This is a genomic window from Pseudomonas sp. GZD-222, assembly GCF_049310525.1.
GTDB lineage: Bacteria > Pseudomonadota > Gammaproteobacteria > Pseudomonadales > Pseudomonadaceae > Aquipseudomonas.
This window is the reverse complement of record NZ_JBMOWO010000050.1, coordinates 1-18349: the sequence shown is the minus strand read 5'-3', so window position 1 is coordinate 18349 and position 18349 is coordinate 1. Positions and strand designations below refer to the sequence as shown.

General features: G+C 62.9%; 12 protein-coding genes and 1 pseudogene. 9 read left to right on the top strand and 4 right to left on the bottom strand.

Features of this window, described 5'->3' with window-relative positions:
- Positions 1 to 71: 71 nt before the first annotated feature.
- Both ACO6VD_RS09025 and ACO6VD_RS09020 read right to left on the bottom strand, forming a co-directional pair.
- On the bottom strand, positions 72 to 1649 hold the full coding sequence (locus ACO6VD_RS09025; RefSeq protein WP_422418424.1) for an AMP-binding protein: 1578 nt from the start codon (positions 1647 to 1649) through the stop codon (positions 72 to 74).
- A gap of 109 nt (positions 1650 to 1758) precedes the next feature.
- Complete coding sequence (locus ACO6VD_RS09020) at positions 1759 to 2943, bottom strand: acetyl-CoA C-acyltransferase (protein WP_422418422.1); 1185 nt, start codon at positions 2941 to 2943, stop codon at positions 1759 to 1761.
- A 206-nt stretch (positions 2944 to 3149) separates the two neighbouring features.
- On the opposite strand from ACO6VD_RS09020, the gene ACO6VD_RS09015 reads away from it, so the two are divergent.
- The 8 genes and pseudogenes from ACO6VD_RS09015 to ACO6VD_RS08980 all read left to right on the top strand — a co-directional run bounded on the left by ACO6VD_RS09015 (position 3150) and on the right by ACO6VD_RS08980 (position 14590).
- Positions 3150 to 4292, top strand: coding sequence for an acyl-CoA dehydrogenase family protein (locus ACO6VD_RS09015; RefSeq protein ID WP_422418420.1), 1143 nt, complete (start codon positions 3150 to 3152; stop codon positions 4290 to 4292).
- Positions 4293 to 4542: 250 nt separating this feature from the next.
- Entirely contained in the window at positions 4543 to 7224 is a 2682-nt protein-coding gene (locus ACO6VD_RS09010; protein ID WP_422418418.1) for a LuxR C-terminal-related transcriptional regulator, read from the top strand.
- Positions 7225 to 7485: 261 nt separating this feature from the next.
- Positions 7486 to 8631: an acyl-CoA dehydrogenase family protein gene (locus ACO6VD_RS09005; protein WP_422418416.1), complete on the top strand. Its 1146-nt coding sequence runs from the start codon at positions 7486 to 7488 to the stop codon at positions 8629 to 8631.
- A gap of 32 nt (positions 8632 to 8663) precedes the next feature.
- The gene (locus ACO6VD_RS09000; protein ID WP_422418428.1) at positions 8664 to 9803 is read left to right on the top strand and encodes an acyl-CoA dehydrogenase family protein; all 1140 of its coding nucleotides are present in this window, start codon (positions 8664 to 8666) and stop codon (positions 9801 to 9803) included.
- Between the two features lie 25 nt (positions 9804 to 9828).
- Positions 9829 to 10740, top strand: a pseudogene (locus tag ACO6VD_RS08995) (SDR family oxidoreductase); the annotation flags it as partial.
- A 24-nt stretch (positions 10741 to 10764) separates the two neighbouring features.
- Positions 10765 to 11646, top strand: coding sequence for a MaoC/PaaZ C-terminal domain-containing protein (locus ACO6VD_RS08990; RefSeq protein WP_422418426.1), 882 nt, complete (start codon positions 10765 to 10767; stop codon positions 11644 to 11646).
- Between the two features lie 62 nt (positions 11647 to 11708).
- Positions 11709 to 12806, top strand: a complete 1098-nt coding sequence (locus ACO6VD_RS08985; protein ID WP_422418414.1) for a thiolase C-terminal domain-containing protein — start codon at positions 11709 to 11711, stop codon at positions 12804 to 12806.
- A gap of 86 nt (positions 12807 to 12892) precedes the next feature.
- On the top strand, positions 12893 to 14590 hold the full coding sequence (locus ACO6VD_RS08980; protein WP_422418412.1) for an AMP-binding protein: 1698 nt from the start codon (positions 12893 to 12895) through the stop codon (positions 14588 to 14590).
- 105 nt (positions 14591 to 14695) lie between these two features.
- Here the strand turns inward: ACO6VD_RS08980 and ACO6VD_RS08975 are convergent, their stop codons facing one another.
- The gene (locus tag ACO6VD_RS08975) at positions 14696 to 15316 is read right to left on the bottom strand and encodes a hypothetical protein (protein WP_422418410.1); all 621 of its coding nucleotides are present in this window, start codon (positions 15314 to 15316) and stop codon (positions 14696 to 14698) included.
- Between the two features lie 164 nt (positions 15317 to 15480).
- Here ACO6VD_RS08975 and ACO6VD_RS08970 point away from each other — a divergent pair, with 164 nt between their 5' ends.
- The gene (locus tag ACO6VD_RS08970) at positions 15481 to 16206 is read left to right on the top strand and encodes a tellurite resistance TerB family protein (RefSeq protein WP_422418408.1); all 726 of its coding nucleotides are present in this window, start codon (positions 15481 to 15483) and stop codon (positions 16204 to 16206) included.
- A 94-nt stretch (positions 16207 to 16300) separates the two neighbouring features.
- On the opposite strand, the gene ACO6VD_RS08965 is transcribed toward ACO6VD_RS08970, so the two are convergent.
- Positions 16301 to 18160, bottom strand: coding sequence for an ABC transporter ATP-binding protein (locus ACO6VD_RS08965; protein ID WP_422418406.1), 1860 nt, complete (start codon positions 18158 to 18160; stop codon positions 16301 to 16303).
- Positions 18161 to 18349: the final 189 nt, after the last annotated feature.

The window sequence follows — 18349 nt, the reverse complement described above, 5'->3', positions numbered from 1 at the left end:
TCCTTACGCCGCGTACCGACCATCCCATCCCCTCCTCTCCCCCTCCCCCCCCCCCCCCCCCCCGATGTTGTTCAGGACACCCGACGGGACTGATCAGACCAATAGCATTCGCGCACCTGGCGCCGCAGCACCTTGCCGACAGCACTCAATGGCAGGGCATCCACCAGCTTGATTGATTTCGGCGCCTTGAAACGGCCCAGACGCTCCTTGACCAAGGCAATCAGCTCTTCTTCGCGGACAGACATCCCCACCTTGAGCACCACCTCGGCATGCACCGCTTCACCCCATTTGTCATCCGGAATACCCACCACCGCCGACATGCAAACAGCCGGATGGGCATTGAGCGTGGCTTCCACTTCGACCGCGTAGACATTGAACCCCCCGGTGATGATCACGTCTTTCTTGCGGTCGACGATGAACACATAACCGGCCTCATCGACATAGCCCAGGTCCCCGGATTTCCAGAAGCCGTCGCTGAACTCGGCTGCGGTGCCTTGCGGGTTGTTGTGGTAGCCGCTGATCGTGCCGCGCCCGCGCAACCAGATTTCCCCGGTACTGCCGGCTGCAACGCGATTACCCGCTTCATCGACAATTTTCAGTTCAATACCGGTCACCGGGCGTCCGGCGGAGGCCAGGCGGCCGGTCTCGACGGCGTGCAGATGATCGGCCTTGGTCAGGGTGCAGACCGCCTGGGCGCATTCGGTGGCGCCGTAGAGCTGGAAGAAGATATTGCCAAAGCGCTGCTGTGATTGCTTGAGCTTGGCCGGACTCATCGGCGCGGCGCCATAGAACAGGGTCTGCAGGCTGGACAGATCGTGTTGTGACGCTTCTGGCAATTCGAGCAGCCACCCCACCAGGGTCGGCACCATCAGCGCCGTGGTGATGCGTTCTGCTTCGACATTGCGACACCAGGCCTTGAGGTCGGCGGCGTTCTGGGTCACGGTGCAACCGCCACGAAACAGCGTTGGCAGCAGCGACAGTCCCGAGCCATGGCTGATCGGCGCGATATGCAGATAGCGGGTGTGTTCGTTGAAAGCCTGACCCTGTTCGCTGTCGGCGTACATCGAATCGCGCGCTGCCAGCCAGTTATCGATGGTGTAGCGGGCGCATTTGCTCCTGCCGGTGGTACCGCCGGTAAAGCGGTAGATCAGGGTGTCCTGGTACACATCGGACTCGACCTCGGGCTCGTCCTGCGAAACGCCCTCCAGCACTGCCCAGAAGTGCAGGGCAAAGCTGCAGTCGGCGGGCGGTGCGTCCATGCACACCACGGCGGCACCGCTGGCACGAAGCATGTCGCTGTACTGTGGCAACAGTGCGGTTTCGATAAAGATGACTTTCGGCTCGATGAATGCCACCTGCCAGCGGTGCTCTTCCAGGGAATCGCGGATATTGGTGTGGGCAATGGCTACTTCACCCTTGAACGCAGTCCAGGCATGCAGCAGCGACAGGTTGTCGTTTTCCAGGATGCACAGCGCGGTGTCGCCGCGCTGCAGGTTGAACCGCGTGCGCAGGGTGTTGGCGATACGGTTGGTCAAGCGGTGCAGCTCGTCGAAGCGATAGCGCCGGTTGCGCTCGACGTTGACCAGCGCTTCCTGACTGGCATAGCGCTGGGCAACTTGAGCCATGACGCGGGAAAAATTCATCTTCATCGCGATCTCCGTTTGTTCTTGTAGTCAGTGGAGAACGCATACTAAGAAGCCCCGCCGGGCACAGCGCCTCCCTTCAGGAGAGGGGCGCGTGCACTCAGGTGTGTGAGTATCAGTAGACTTCGAACAGCCCGGCAGCGCCCATGCCACCCCCGACGCACATGGTGACCACCACGTAACGCACACCGCGGCGCTTACCTTCGAGCAGGGCATGACCGACCATGCGCGCGCCGCTCATGCCATAGGGATGACCGATGGCAATGGCGCCGCCGTTGACGTTGAGCTTGTCGTTGTCGATGCCCAGGACATTGCGGCAGTACAACACCTGACAGGCGAAGGCTTCGTTGAGCTCCCACAGGCCGATGTCATTGACCGTCAAACCATGGGCCTTGAGCAGTTTCGGCACCGCCAGTACCGGGCCTATACCCATTTCATCCGGTGCCAGGCCCGCGACTGCGATGCCGCGGTATGCCCCCAGGGGTTCCAGGTTGCGCTGCTCGGCCAGACGGCTGTCCATCAACACACAGGCGCTGGCGCCGTCGGACAACTGGCTGGCGTTACCGGCGGTGATACAGCCGCCATCGATCACCGGCTTGAGCCGCGACAGGTCATCCAGAACGGTTTGCGGACGGTTGCCTTCGTCCTGGCTGAGGCTGGTTTGCTGGTAGCTGACGGCGCCAGTGGCCTTGTCGACCAGCTGCTGGGTAACGGTTACCGGCACGATTTCACCTTCGAACAGGCCCGCTTGCTGCGCTGCTGCCGTGCGCTGCTGGGATTGCAGCGAATAGGCGTCCTGGTCGTCGCGGCTGATGCCATAGCGCTGGGCAACCAGCTCGGCGGTGCGCAGCATGGGCATGTAGGCATCCGGTGCGTGGCTGAGCACCTGGGTGTCGTGGAATTCGCCGATCCACTGGGTGTGGCGGTTCTGCACCAGGCTGATATGTTCCTGGCCGGCGCCGAGGGTGACCAGCATGCCGTCGACGACGATCTGTTTGGCCGCCGTGGCAATCGCCATCAGCCCCGAGGCGCATTGCCGATCCAGGGTTTGCCCGCTGACACTGACCGGCAGTCCGGCCGCCAACGCGCTCATGCGCCCCAGGTTCCAGCCGGCGGTACCGGCGGGCATCGCCGTGCCCATGACCAGGTCGTCGATTTCATCGGCGCTGATACCGGCACGTTCCACCGCGGCGCGGATGGCGAAGGCCGCCATGGTCGGCGAAGTGGTGTGGTTGAACGCGCCGCGAAACGCTTTGGCGATGGGGGTACGGGCAGTGGAGAGGATGACGGCTTCTTTCATGGCGTTGATCTCTGGAAGGGTGCACCTGGTATCAGAGCGAATCCTGGCGCGCTGGCGGAACTCCCTTTAGGGGGGGGATGAGCGGGTGCGAAGGGTAGGGACGCGGCGCGTGTAGGAGCGGCGCGCCTACCCGCTTCGAGGGGGCGCAAGCAAGGCCAGCAGCCCTAAGGTGGCGCAAAGCAGCCACCGTATCCCGAGGTCCATTGATGATTCCGCGTACCCTTTTCGATCATGAACATGAAGCGTTCCGCAGCACTGTCCAGCGCTTCCTCGCCGAGGAATGCACACCCTTCCACGAACAGTGGGAGGAGGATCACCTGGTGCCGCGCCAGGTCTGGGCGCGCGCCGGTGAGCTGGGCATGCTCAACGCCACCACGCCAGAGGCCTATGGCGGCCTGGGGCTGGACCGGCGCTTTTCGATGATCGCGGTCGAGGAGGTCGCCCGTGCCGGCCTTTCGGGCCTCAACGGTTTCAATGTTCATGACATCTGCGCCGGTTACCTGATCAACTTCGGCACCGAGGCGCAGAAGCATCAGTGGTTGCCGAAAATGGCCAGTGGCGAAGCCATCGCTGCCGTGGCCATGACCGAACCCGATACCGGATCGGACCTGCAGGCGGTGAAGACCCGCGCGGTGCTGGACGGCGATGACTATGTGATCAACGGTGCCAAGACCTTCATCTCCAACGGTACCAACAGCGACATCATCGTGGTGATTGCCAAGACCGGTAACAGCGGCAAGGGCTCGCGCGACATTTCGCTGATCCTGGTCGAAGCCGACCGGGCCGGCGTCAGCAAGTCCAAACCGTTGCGCAAGGTCGGTTTGCACGCCCAGGACACCACCATGGTGTTTTTCCAGGATGTGCGCGTGCCCAAGGCCAATATCCTCGGTGGCGAGCCGGGCCAAGGCTTCTATCAACTGATGAAGGAACTGGCCTGGGAGCGTCTGAGCATTGGTATCCTGGCGATTGCCGCGAGTCAGGCGGTGCTGGAGCAGACCGTCGCCTACACCCGTGAGCGCAAGGCATTTGGCAAGCCGATCATCGAGTTCCAGAATTCACGCTTCAAACTGGCCGAACTCAAGACCGAGATCGTCATCGGGCAAACCTATGTCGATCGTTGCATGGAGCTGATCCTGCAACACGAGCTGAGCCCCGAGGCCGCCGCGGCCGCCAAACTCTGGTGCACCGAGCTGTACTCGAAAGTGGTCGATCAGTGCGTGCAGCTGCATGGCGGCAACGGCTACATGCTTGAGTACCCGGTGGCGCGGCATTACCTGGACAGCCGGGTCAACCGTATCTACGGTGGCGCCAACGACATCATGCGCGAACTGGTGGCCCGCACACTCTGAGCCCCGGTAGCGATTTCGCCAGCCCCCTCACTTGTAGGGGGTGGTTTGTCTCGGTTCCCCGCCACCATCTGTGCCAGGCGGATCCCCCGAAGTTGCCGCAAGCCAGGGCGTGGTATCGATACGTGCTGACTTTTGCCGGTATTCGGGTGAATATTCCGAAAAACGCCAGAACGTGGCCACACCTTGCCGATCGGGCAGCGCCAACCGCGCTGTCCCGGTGCATTCGGCAGGATCGGAGACCAGTCAGCACATGCATACCGACAAACTGCTCGTTTCGACGAAATTCGCTCCACCGCGCATCGGTACCCAGACGATCGTGCGTGAACGCCTGCTGGAGGACCTGCGCGGCATGGCGGAGTGCCGGGTCGGCCTGATTACCGGCAGCCCCGGTTTCGGCAAGACCACGCTGCTGGCCCAGTGGCGCCAGGTAATGATGCGTTCGGGGGCCGAGGTGGCGTGGCTGTCGCTGAGCGCCGATGACAAGCACCTGTCGATTTTCTTCGCCTACTTGCGCGGCGCCTTGCAACGCCTGGGCATCGCCCTGGACAGTGGCATTCCGCTGGAAGGCGCGCGCCAGGAGTTGATTGATGAGGTTGTGGCGGCGATTGTCGAAGGCGCTGCGGCGATCAACAAGGAGCTGTTCCTGGTCGTCGACGACTACCAGCATGTGGTTGATCCGCGCGCGCATCAGCTGATGCAGAAGCTGCTGGATCACAGCCCGGAAAACCTGCACTTCGTTATCTCGTCCCGAGTCGGCCCACCCCTGAGCTTCAGCCGCTTGCGCCTGGGCGGTCAGTTGGTGGAGATCGATTGTGCCGCCTTGCCGTTCGACCTCAACGAGTCGCGGGCTTTCCTCGAACAGAACCTGGCCGCGCTGAAACTCAGCCCGGAGGAGTTGCACCAGATCCACGAGCTCACCAGTGGCTGGCCGGCGACCCTGCAACTGGTGATCATTCTCCTGCGCAGCGACCCGGAGTCGCGCAGCACCTTGCGCGAGATGGGCTGGCGCTCCGATGACCTGCAGAGCTACCTGGCCGAGAACGTCATGGCTCATCTGCCGGTCGAGCTGGCAACCTTCATGGAGAGCATCAGCATCTGCCGGCGCTTCAATGCCTCGCTGGCGCAGGCGGTGACCGGCAACGACTCGGCGCAGTCCCTGTTGAAGCGCCTCGACGAAGACAACTTGCTGATTTTTCGCGTCGAGGCCGATGACCGTCAGCCCTGGTATCGCTTTCATGCCTTGTTCGGCGACTTCCTCGCCACGCGCCTGGCACGACGCGACAGTACCTCGCAAACCGAACTGCACAGCCGCGCGGCGCACTGGTTCGCCGAGCGCAAATTGCTCGCCGAGGCTGTGCGCCACGCCACTCAGGCCGGCGACCTGGGATTTGCCGCCCAGGTGATCGAACGGGCCGCGCCGGCCACCTGGAGCCTGGGGCAACTCAGCCCGCTGCTGCGCCTGCTCGATCGCCTGCCACAGGACATTTTGTTCTCGCGCCCGCGGCTGTTCTTCCTCGGTTGCCTGGCCTATGCCCTGACTGCGCGCCCGGCCAAGGCCGAGGCCTGGCTCGAACAGTTCCGCCACAGCGGTGCGGCCCATCAGGACGACGTCGCCTATCGCTTGCCACTGGTGCAGGCGACCATTGAGCTGCAGCGTGATCGCACCGAGCCGATCATCGACCTGCTGAAGGACTTTCAGCCGTTGCCCGACGACTACTCGGTGACCCGTTATGGCGCCCCGGCGTTGCTGGCCATCGCCTACTTGGCCGCAGGGCGTATGGAGGAAGCGTTGCGTTGCCTGGATGACAACCCGATTCCCGAATCCGAGCTGGATGCCGAAATGGCCTTGGTCGCCCAGGGTGCACGAACCCTCTGTTACTTGCAGGAAGGGCGCATCCTCGAGGCCGAGCGCGTGGGTTCGGCACAACTGGCCCGCGCAGTGTCGGTGCACGGGCACCGTTCCGCCAGCGCCTACCTCGGCGCCGCGACCCTGGCGGAGGTGTACCGCGAGCTGGACAGAACCGATGAAGCGCGGGAAATCCTCGCCAATCGCAGCGGCCTGCTGCAGTGGGCCATGCCCGACACCATGCTGCGCGCCACGATCTGCCGGGCGCGCCTGGACTTGCTGCAGGATTGTGCCTCTGTGGCCATGGCCTTCCTGGAACGCCAGGAGCGTCATTTCCGCACCATTGGCCAGGATCGTGCCCTGGTCCATTGCCTGGCCGAACAGGTGCGCATTGCCTTGCTCGAAAGCAACAAGGCCCACGCCAGCGAACAGGTCGCCAAGATGCAGACCCTGGCAGCGCAGCACCAGGGTGCCAAGGGCTTTCAGGCCGATATCGCGGCGATGGCGGCCCTGGCGCGGGCGCGGTTGCTGCTGGCCACCAACTACCCGGACAAAGCCCTGCAGGATCTGCAGATTCTCGATGACTACGCCACGCACTACCGGCGCGGGCAGTTGCAGGTCACCGGCCAGTTGTTGATGGCCTGTGCCAGCGCCGACTTGCGCCAACCCGAGCAGGCCCAGGCGCATCTGCTAGCAGCCCTGTCCCAGGGCCGCCAATTGGGCTTGGTGCGCACCTTCCTGGATGAAGGCGAGGTGCTGCGCAAGATGCTCTCGGCGCTGACCAACCTGACACTGGCCGCCGAGGACGAGACGTACCTGGCGCTGTTGCTGGAACGCTTTGGCCAAGGTGGTGGGGGACGCTCCAGTGATGCCTCCGCCACGGGCGCGCCGTCGATGCTGACCCCGCGTGAGCTGGCGATCCTGCAGTTGATCAGCCAGGCAATGGCCAACAAGCGGGTCGCCCTGACCCTGAACATTTCTCTGGAAACGGTGAAATGGAACCTGAAGAACATCTACGCCAAGCTTGGCGTCTCCAGCCGCTATGACGCGGTGTCCTGGGCACGCAAGAACGGCTTGATCGAATAGACGCGAAATCACCCGTGCAGGACGCCTGCGGGACGTTGCGTGGACGTCCCGCAAGGTGTTTGCACGGGTGTTTCGCCAGCCTAGCCTAGGCCTCTTGGCCGTCGCTCGCCCAACCCCGCTCGGGGGGGCGCCGAAGTCCCCCGCAACGCCCCCTCAAATCCCCCCCGCCGTGAGGGGGCGGGTCATCGAACGCTGCTCCTATGATCGATTCAGCGCCACCCGCAAGGGCGGCAGAACGATGAGCCGAGGAGAGAACCTTCAATGATTCCGCGTAGCCTGTTCGATCATGAGCACGAGGAGTTTCGCAACAGCGTGCGGCGCTTCCTGGCGCAGGAATGTGCCCCCTGCCAGGAGCAGTGGGAAGCCGATCATCGCGTACCCCGTGAGATCTGGGCGCGTGCCGGCGAGCTGGGCATGCTCAATGCGACCACCCCGCCAGCCTATGGCGGCCTGGGCCTGGACCGGCGTTTCTCGATGGTCGCCACCGAAGAGATCTACCGCGCAGGCCTGGCCTCCGGGCTGATCGGCTTTGGTGTGCACGACATCGTTGCTGGCTACCTGGTGAATTTCGGCAGCGAAGCGCAAAAGCACGCCTGGCTGCCGAAAATGGCCGCGGGCCAGGCCATCGGTGCGGTGGCCATGACCGAGCCGGATACCGGCTCCGACCTGCAGGCGGTCAAGACCCGCGCTGTACTGGACGGCGATGAGTATGTGATCAACGGTGCCAAGACCTTCATCTCCAACGGCAGTAACTGCGACATCGTCGTCGTGGTGGCCAAGACCGGCAACACCGGCAAGGGCGCCCAGGACACCTCGCTGATTCTGGTCGAGGCCGACCGCGCCGGTTTCAGCCGCTCGCAACCGCTGCGCAAGGTCGGGCTGCATGCGCAGGACACCACCATGCTGTTCTTCGAGGACGTCCGCGTACCCAAGGAGAACCTGCTCGGTGGCGTGCCCGGCCAGGGCTTCTTCCAGTTGATGAAGGAGCTGGCCTGGGAGCGCTTGTCCATTGCCATCAGCAGTGTCGCCGGCGCCTCGGCGGTGCTGGAAAGCACTCTGGAATACACCAAGGGCCGCAACGTGTTTGGCAAGCCGATTTTCGCCTTCCAGAACACCCGCTTCAAATTGGCCGACCTGAAGATGCAGCTGGCGGTGTCGCAGAACTACGTCGACCGCTGCATGGAACAGTGCCTGGCCGGCAGCCTCAGCCCGGAAGCAGCGGCGGCCGCCAAGCTGTGGTGCTCGGACCTCTACACCAAGGTGGTGGACGAGTGCGTGCAGCTGCACGGCGGCAACGGCTACATGCTCGAGTACCCGGTCGCCCGTCATTACCTCGATCACCGCGTGCTGCGCATCGCCGGTGGCGCCAACGACATCATGAAAGATCTGGTCGGACGCACACTCTGAGCCGGGCCGCTGAGGACTACCCAATGGAATACCTGATCCCCCGTACACTGTTCAGCACCGAGCACGACGAGTTCCGCCGCGCCTGCCGCCGCTTCATGGAAGAAGAGGTCGCGCCTTTCCACGCCCAGTGGGAAAAGGACAAGTGCGTCCCCCGTGAAGTGTGGCGCAAGGCTGGCGAGCTGGGCATGCTGCTGCCGTCGATGCCGGAAGAATATGGCGGCCCGGGTGCTGACCGCCTGTTCGATATGGTCTTCGCCGAAGAATTCATGCGCATCGGCGCCACTGGCCTGATCGGCTTCGGTGTGCATGGCCTGGTCGCGTTCTACATTCTCAACTACGGCACCGAGGCGCAGAAACAAGCCTGGCTGCCGAAGATGATCGCCGGTGAAGCGGTGGGCGCCATCGCCATGACCGAGCCGAACACCGGCTCGGACCTGCAGGCGGTGCGCACTCGCGCAGTGCTGGAGGGTGACCAGCTCATCCTCAACGGCTCCAAGACTTTTATCTCCAACGGCGCCTCTTGCGATCTGGCTGTGGTGGTGTGCAAGACCGGTAATAGCGGAACCGCCAAGGACATCTCGCTGGTCATCGTCGAGAAAGAACGCGCCGGTTTCAGTCGTTCGCAACCGCTGGAAAAGATCGGCCTGCATGCCCAGGACACCAGCATGTTGTTCTTCGACGACTGCCGTGTGCCCGCCGAGAACGTGCTCGGTGGCGAGCAAGGGCAGGGCTTCTACCAGCTGATGCACGACCTGGCGTGGGAGCGAATCATCGGCGCCGTGGGTTTCCAGGCCCAGGCCGAAGCCGCGCTGGAACACACCCTCGACTACACCCGCACGCGCATCGTGTTCGGCAAGCCGGTGCTCGACTTCCAGAACTCGCGTTTCACCCTCGCGCAGCTCAAGACCGAAATCCAGATCGGCCGCTCCTGGGTCGACAGCTGCATGGAACTGCTGTTGCGCGGTGAGCTGAGCGCAGAGACCGCCGCAGTGGCCAAGTACTGGACCGCAGAACTCAGCAGCCGCGTGGTCGATGCCTGCCTGCAACTGCATGGCGGCAACGGCTACATGACCGAATACCCGATTGCCAGGCTGTACCTGGACACCCGCGGCAACCGCATCTGGGGCGGCACCAACGAAATCATGAAGGAAATCATCGCTCGCACCTTGTGAGCGCGATAACAATAGGAGTGCACACGTGTCTGAAGAAATCCGTTTTGACGGCAAAGTCGCTATCGTCACTGGCGCTGGCAATGGTCTGGGCCGCGCCCACGCCTTGCTGCTGGGTTCGCGCGGCGCCAAAGTCGTGGTCAATGACCTCGGGGTCAGCACCGATGGCCGCGGTAGCTCAAGCGCAGCAGCCGACGCCGTGGTCGCCGAGATCCGCGCCCTGGGTGGCGAGGCTGTCGCCGACCATCATTCGGTGACCGAAGGCGAGAAGATCGTCGCCACGGCGCTGGAAGCATTCGGCACCGTCGATATCCTCATCAACAACGCCGGCATCCTGCGCGATACCTCGTTCCACAAGATGACCGAAGAGCAGTGGGACCTGATCCAGGACGTCCACGTCAAAGGCGCGTTCCGCCTGACCCACGCGGTGTGGCCGATCATGCGTGACAAGGGCTATGGCCGCATCGTCATGACCGCTTCCGGCGCCGGTATCTTCGGCAACTTCGGTCAGTGCAACTATTCCACTGCCAAGTCTGGCCTGATCGGCTTTGCCAACTCGCTGGCCATCGAAGGCGCGAGCAAGAACATCCGCGTCAATACCATCGCGCCGATTGCGGCCTCGCGCATGGTCATCGCCAGCGGTCTGTTCCCTGAGGAAATGCACGAGCGTCTGAAAGTCGAAGACGTCGCGCCGCTGGTGGGCTGGCTGTGCAGCGAACAATGCCCGGACACTGGCGGGCTGTTTGAAGTCGGTGGTGGTTTCCATGCCAAATACCGTTGGGAGCGCTCCAAGGGCCGCTTCCTGCATACCAATACTCTGAGCCCGGAACTGGTGCGGGACAACTGGGCGCGCATTACCCAGTTCGATGAGCAGAGTGTGCATCCGGCCAATGGCGGCGAGAGCTTCAAAGAGTTCTTCGAGCGTCTGGATTCGCCAGCCAAGGGCGGCAACGCCTTCGTCGATATGGAAGTGGCGGCCAATGCGGTGTCGTACCTGGAAACCGAGTACGACCAGAACGATGCCGCGCTCTACGCGCTGGCAGTCGGCGCCGCCAAAGACCCGCTGGACCGTACCGAGCTGCTGTACGTCAACGAGTTCGCCGGTGACGACTTCCGTGTACTGCCGACCATGGCCGTGTTGCCTGCCACCGAGGTGTTCCTGCGCGCTGCCAAGTCTGGCGAGCCGCAGCTGGAAGGCCTGAACCTGCCGTTTGGCAAGGGCCTGCATGGCGAGCAGTACACCGTGATGTACCGTCCGCTGCCGCCCAAGGCCAAGCTCAAGCACACCATGCGTTTGAAAGCCGCGATCGACAAGGGCAAGAGCTCGGTCAGCATCCTCGCCATCGAGACCACCGACGAGCACGGCACACCGCTGTTCTACAACGAGGTCACCGGCTTCTACCCGGGCGTTCCAGGTGCCGGGCTGGAGCGTGTCGCCAGCGAAGAGATCAACGTGGTGCCGGACCGCGCACCCGACGCAGTCCTGGCCGATGCCACCGAGGTCAACCAGGCGCTGCTGTATCGCCTGTGCGGTGACTGGAACCCGATGCACGTCGACCCGGACTACGCCGCCAAGGCCGGTTACGAGAAGCCGTTCCTGCATGGCCTGTGCACCTTCGGCTACCTCGGTCGCCATGTGATCAAAGCGTTCTGTGGCAACGATTCGCGCCTGTTCAAAAGCGTGCGCGCCCGTTTCGCCTCGATCGTGATGCCTGGCGACACCCTTGAAACCCGCATGTGGCGTGAGTCTGCTACGCGCATCATCGTTGAGATGCGTGCCGTGGAGCGAGACGTCATTGTGCTGAAAAATGGTGCGGTCGAACTGTTCGAGTCCGTGCCGGCCTGACTCATGGCCACCTGCCGCTAGCCTGGACCGGTAGCGGCAGCTTTGTAATTCAGGAGAGCACGATGCAACGTTGCGTCAATGTGATTGGCGTAGGTATGTCCCCCTTCAGCTCGGCGGCATTGAGCCCGGACACAGTGGCCTTGATTGGTCAGACGGTGCGTCAGGCGCTGGTCGATGCCGGGGTGCCTGCAAGCAGCCTTGGCTCGGTTTATGCCGCCGCGCACGGGCCCGATGCTGCTGCATTGCAGCCTGGCCTTGAGCAGGTTGGTGTGGGGCAGGTGCCATTGCGCCACGTTGGGCAGGGAAGCGACTTGTTCTCTGAAGCTTGCCAGGCCATCGCGCAGGGGCAGGCTGAAAGTATTCTGGTGCTGGGCGTCCAAAGCGTCCCCACCGTGTTAGCCGATCTGAGCGGCATGCTTGAACGCCTGGGCAGTACGGCGCGGGAGTACATGGCGCGCTATCAGGCGCGACGGGAAACTTTTGCGATGATCGCCGTCAAAGCCCGTCAACATGGGGCGCTCAATCCCCTGGCGGCCTTCAGCCAGACCCTGAGCCTCGACCAGGTACTGGGGGCGAGCATGCTTGCCGAACCACTCACTGAGCCCCAGTTTTCCTGGCCCGTTGCAGGCGCAGCGGCGCTGCTGCTGTGTTCCAGCGAGTTCGCCAGTCGCCACTGCGACGGCCCGGTGATCCGCATCCTGGCCCAGGCCTGCGTGTCACCCGTGCAGATAGCCGGCGCCACGCTGGGATCGACCTTTGCCGCTGTCGGCTACGACACCCATGTGGCTGCCGCCCGCGAGCTGTATGAACAAGCGGGTAGGGGGCCACAGGAAGTGCAAGTGTGCGAGCTGCATGACGGCAGCACCCTTGACGAGTTACTGCTGTACGAAGCCTTGGGTTTCTGCCTGGAAGGCGGCGCCGAGAAACTGGTCGAGGAGGGTGACAATACCTACGGTGGCAACCTGGTCGTCAATCCCAGTGGAGGCCTGTTGTCGCTCGGTCAGGCGCAATCGCTCAGCGCTCTGGCACAATGCATCGAATTGACCCGGCAGTTGCGTGGCAGCGCCGGCCGGCGTCAGGTCGCCAACGCCCGTATAGCCCTGCAGCACCACGTCGGCGCTACGGGGACGGTGATCACCACACTTTATCAGCGCAGTTGAAGCATCGCGCCAACGCGCACCAGGACCGGCTCGAAACAGAACAATTTCAATAGGTGGAACACCACCCTTCAGATGCAGGATCTGCCATGAACAACAACAATAATCAGACTACGCTGTTGCATCGTTTCCTCCACTGGGAGAGCAGCACAGCCGATGCGATGTACCTGACTCAACCCCTGCCGGATGGCAGTGTGCAGGAATACAACTGGCGCGAAGTCGGCGACCAGGCGCGGCGCATGGCCGCGCACCTGCGTTCGCTCGAGTTGCCGGCCAAGTCCTCGATCGGCCTGTTCGCGAAAAACACTGCGCACTGGATCATCGCCGACCTGGCCATCTGGATGGCCGGGCACGTCAGCGTGCCGCTGTACACCACCGCCAACGCCGATACTGTGCGCTATGTACTGGAACACGCCGAGGTGCGCCTGCTATTTGTCGGTCGCCTTGAAGGCGAGGCGGCCGGCTGGCAGGCGGTGTGTGCCTCGATCCCGGACAGCTTGCCGTTGATTGACTTGCCGATGTCCAGTTGTGGCAAAGGCACGTCATGGGAGCACATCATCGCCACCACCGAGCCTTTGCAATCGGTGCACCTGCCGGCAGCCGAAGAACTGGCCACGATCATCTACACCTCTGGCAGCACCGGTGATCCCAAGGGCGTGATGCACAGCTTTGCCGCCATGTATGCGGCCCCGGCAGTGACCGGTTGCATGTATGCCAACGGCCAGGGCACCCGCAGCAGCGACCGGCTGCTGTCCTACCTGCCGCTAGCGCATACCGCCGAGCGCGCGGTGGTCGAAGCGGTCTCGCTGTTCAGCGGCTGCCAGGTGTTCTTCAGCCTGGGGCTGGACACCTTCAGTGAAGACCTGCGCCGTGCACGGCCGACCATCTTTTTGTCGATGCCGCGCTTGTGGACCAAGTTCTACCAGGGCATCAACGAACGCATCGATCCGGCGACCCAAGCTGCCGTATTCGCCAACCCGGTGGAAGGCAAACTGATGAAGGCGCAGATTCTCTCGGCATTGGGGCTTGATCAGGTGCATACCGGGCTCTCCGGCTCGGCGCCGTTGCCGGTCAAGGTGATGGAGTGGTACCGCCAGCTGGGCCTGGAATTGCTGGAGGGCTATGGCATGTCGGAGAACTTCGGCACCTCGCACTTCAGCCTGCCGGGGCAGGTGCGTGTTGGCTATGTCGGCGCGGTGATTCCGGGGGTCGAGTGCCGTATTGGTGCCGACAACGAAATCCTGGTGAAGAGCCCGGCGCAGATGCTCGGCTACTACAAACTGCCTGAGCTGACGGCCCAGAGCTACACCGAGGACGGCCTGTTCCGTACTGGCGACCGCGGCGAACTGGACGAGCAGGGGCGCTTGCGTATTACCGGGCGGGTCAAGGAACTGTTCAAGACCGCAAAGGGCAAGTACGTTGCACCGGTGCCTATCGAGGCCAAGCTGGGCAATCATCCGCGGGTCGAGGCCTCCTGCGTTACCGGTGTAGGCCTGACTCAGCCGCTGGCCTTGCTCAACGTGTCCGCCGAGACTCGCGCAGCGCTGGCCAGTGCCGAGGGGCGGGACAAGGTCGTCACCGAGCTTGAGGTGTTCCTGGCAGAGGTTAACAGCCAGTTCGAGGCGCACGAACAACTGGCGAGCCTGGTGGTGGTCAGTGAGCCGTGGACCATTGGCAATGCACTGCTGACGCCGACCTTGAAGATCCGACGTAGCCAGATTGAAGAGCGTTATCACAACCAGATCGAAGGGTGGGGCGGTAGTCGCGGCAAGGTGCTGTTCGAGTAGGCACGTTCATCGCGCTAATCCTGGCCGGTCCTTGTGACCGGCCTTTTCGTTTCCAGCTGATACTGGGCGCAGTTGGAGCCGGCGTGGGGCCGCACCACTACCCGTCTATTTATCGTGATTTTTGGAAGATTCCGAAATCGGCATCAGGGACTCCCCCGCGATTCGCTTGACCAGCGCAGCATGACCGCTGGCGTCGTCACTACGGGAAATAACCTGGATGACTGCCATGCGATCGCCGGAGCCCGCAATAAAGGTGCTGTTCAAGGTTTTGCCGCCGCCCAGGGTCGCCGTACTGTCGACTTGGCGCACACCCAGGCCGTTGCGGTTAAGGCGCGCTTCGCCGGTTTGGCGAAAGTCCGGCAGCGCGGCGCTCTGGCGGTCGACGAAACCACTGACAGCGCCGTCGAGGAAGGCATCGTCGTTGTCGCCGGGGCGAGACGCTTCGGGGAGCGGTTTCTCGATCACCATAACCACGCGCTTTTCCTGTGCATTGGCATACAGGGTACCCACGGCGCCGGCGCCTTCGCTGCGCTGTTCATCAGCGCTCAGTGGGCTGGCGTCGAAGCCCGCCGGCAGGTTGAAGCTGAACTTGCCACCGAGCACCGCGACCTTTACTTCAGGTATCGGCTTGGTGCCGGGCTTGCTGGCGGCATGCAGATTCGACAGCCCCAACAGGCCGATCACGGCCAGGGTCAGCGTCAGGGTTCTTGTGTTGAAAATCGACATACAGCCTCTCATGGGGCAGGGGGCAAGGCAGGATGGATATGCTCACATAAACCTGCCTGCTCGGTAAGCCCCGGGTGTCCCGTCGGCCAGACGGTCATGGCGGATCGCCTTGAGGGGGCTATCGTTGCTTGTCTGGGTAACAACTACCGACCGAGGGCGGTGCCATGAACACCAGTGATTTACTCGAACAGTTACTTCGGGCCGGGCAAGGCTCGCAAGCGCAACAAGGGAGCGGCGGCATGTCAGCGCAAGACGGCCTCGGCGGTCTGGGCGGCTTGCTGGGCGGACTGCTTGGCGGCGGCGGTGCAACGGGTGGCGGTGCTGGCCTGGGTGGTTTACTCGGCGGTCTGTTGGGTGGCGCTGGTGGCAGCAACGCTGGCGGCTATACCCAGGGGCGCTCCGCGGGTGGCACCAATTACGCGGCCCTGGCGTCGTTGGGCATGATGGCGTTCCAGGCCTATCAAAGCTGGCAGCGCAGTCAGGCGACAGCCCCGCAACAGGCGGTGCGTACTGTCGATCAATTGTCCGGTCCCGAGGCCGAGGATCACAGCCATGCAATCTTGCGCGCGCTGATTGCGGCCGCCAAGGCTGACGGGCGCATCGACAAGCAAGAAGAACAGTTGATCTACGCTGAAATCAAACGGCATACCAACGATCCGCAACTGCAGCAATGGCTGGATGAGGAAGTCAGCAAGCCACTCGATGCCGCCGAGGTGGCTCAGTCGGCCCAGGACCCGGCCATGGCCGCGGAAATGTACCTGGCCAGCGTGATGCTGGTGGATGACCAGCAGGATGCAGAGCGGGCCTACCTTGACGAACTGGCCGGCGCACTGCAAATCGATCCGACATTGCAGGTGCACCTGGAACAGCAGGCCAAGGGAACCGCCTGAGCGGGTTGAGATGCCTGCGCTGTTCATCAATCTGCAGCCAGCGCAGGCAAGGCTCAGGAGATTGCATGCATCGATGCCAAAAGGCCGTCCACGCTCACCCCTGTTCCATAGCCTCGGCGACGCCCCGATCCTCACCCAGAAACCCGCCACTCTGGTGGTGCCACAGCTGCGCATAAATACCGTTTTTTGCCAGCAGTTCGGCATGGGTACCCTGTTCGACGATGCGTCCGTCGTCCATGACAATCAGCCGGTCCATTGCCGCGATCGTCGACAGCCGATGGGCGATGGCAATCACTGTCTTGCCCTCCATCATCTCGTCGAGGCTGTCCTGAATGGCCACTTCGACTTCGGAATCCAGCGCGCTGGTGGCCTCGTCAAGGAGCAGGATCGGAGCGTTCTTGAGCATCACCCGGGCAATCGCCACGCGCTGGCGCTGGCCGCCGGAAAGCTTGATGCCGCGCTCGCCCACCAGGGTGTCGTAGCCGGTATGGCCTTGGCGGTCGCTGAGTTGGCTGATGAACTCATCGGCCTGGGCACTGGCAGCGGCGCTGCGGATTTGTGCGTCGCTGGCATCGGGGCGGCCGTAGGCGATGTTGTCGCGAATGGAGCGGTGCAACAGTGAGGTATCCTGGGTGACCATGCCGATGGCGCTGCGCAGGCTGTCTTGCGTCACATGGGCGATGTCTTGTCCGTCGATACGAATCTGCCCGCTGTCGACATCGTAGAAGCGCAGCAGCAAGTTGATGAGCGTGGATTTGCCCGCACCGGAACGGCCTACCAGGCCGATTTTTTCACCCGGGCGAATGTTCAGGCTCAGGCCATCGAGCACCTGGCGCTCGCCACCGTAGTTGAAGCTGACATTGTCGAAGGTTACCGCGCCGCCGGTGGTCACCAGCACACCTGCATCCGGCGCATCCTTGACCTTGGGGCCGCGGGTGAGGGTGGCCATGCCATCCTGCACGGTGCCGATGCTCTCGAACAGCGACGTCATCTGCCACATGATCCAGTGCGACATGCCATTGATACGCAGCGCCATGGCGGTGATTGCCGCCACGGCACCAGCGCCGACCTCACCCTGGTGCCACAGCCACAGGGCATAACCCCCGGCTGCCATGATCAACGCCACCACCAAGGCCTGGTTGACGATCTCGAACTGGCTGACCAGGCGCATCTGGCGAAAGCCGGTTTGCTTGAAGTCCTCCATCGCGGCACGCGCGAAGTGTGCTTCACGATTGGAGTGGGAGAATAGCTTCACCGTGGTGATGTTGGTGTAAGCGTCGGAGATACGCCCGGTCATCATCGACCGCGCATTGGCCTGTTCCTGCCCGACCTTGCCCAGACGCGGCACGAAGTACAGCATGGCCAGGCCGAACAACACCACCCAGGCAACGAAGGGCAGCATCAATTTCAGCGCGAAACCACCGGCCAGGGCGATGATCGCAATGAAATACACGCCTATCCCGGGGGCGATCTCGATCAGGGTGAACAGCAGGTCGCGCACGGCCAGCGCCGTCTGCATGACCTTGGTGGTGACCCGCCCGGAAAACTCGTCGGAAAAAAACGACAGGCTTTGCCGTAGCATCAAACGGTGGAAGTCCCAGCGCAGTCGCAAGGGCAGGTTAATCGCCAATATCTGGTGCTGCACCATAGTTCGCAAGGCCACCAGCCCGACGCTGCACAGCATGACGATGCCCATGCCCCACAGCACGCGGGTTTCCTGGGCTGCCGCTTCACCTCCGGCCTGCCAGGTGGCGAGCAGGTCCACGACCTGACCGAGGAAAGAAAACAGCCAGGCTTCGTAGATCGACACGCTGGCACTGAGCAGCGCAAACGCCAGAATGTAGCCGCGGGCGCCGCGTGTGCAGGCCCACAGGAACCGAGCCAGGCCCACGGGTGGTGGGGGTACTTCGTCAGGCGGAAAGGGGTCGAGCCTGCGCTCAAATGCACCAAGCATGGGGGTCTCCAGAACGGTCAAATTGTGCAGATTCTGCCACCGAACGGTTGCTTTGAGGGATTTGCGAGGTTGAGGTGTAGGACTATTGGCCGGTAATTACCAACCCAAGGTGCTTTGAGGCGGTGGGAGCGGGCTTGCCCCGCGATTGCGGTCTTTCGGATACATCGAATCGCGGGGCAAGCCCGCTCC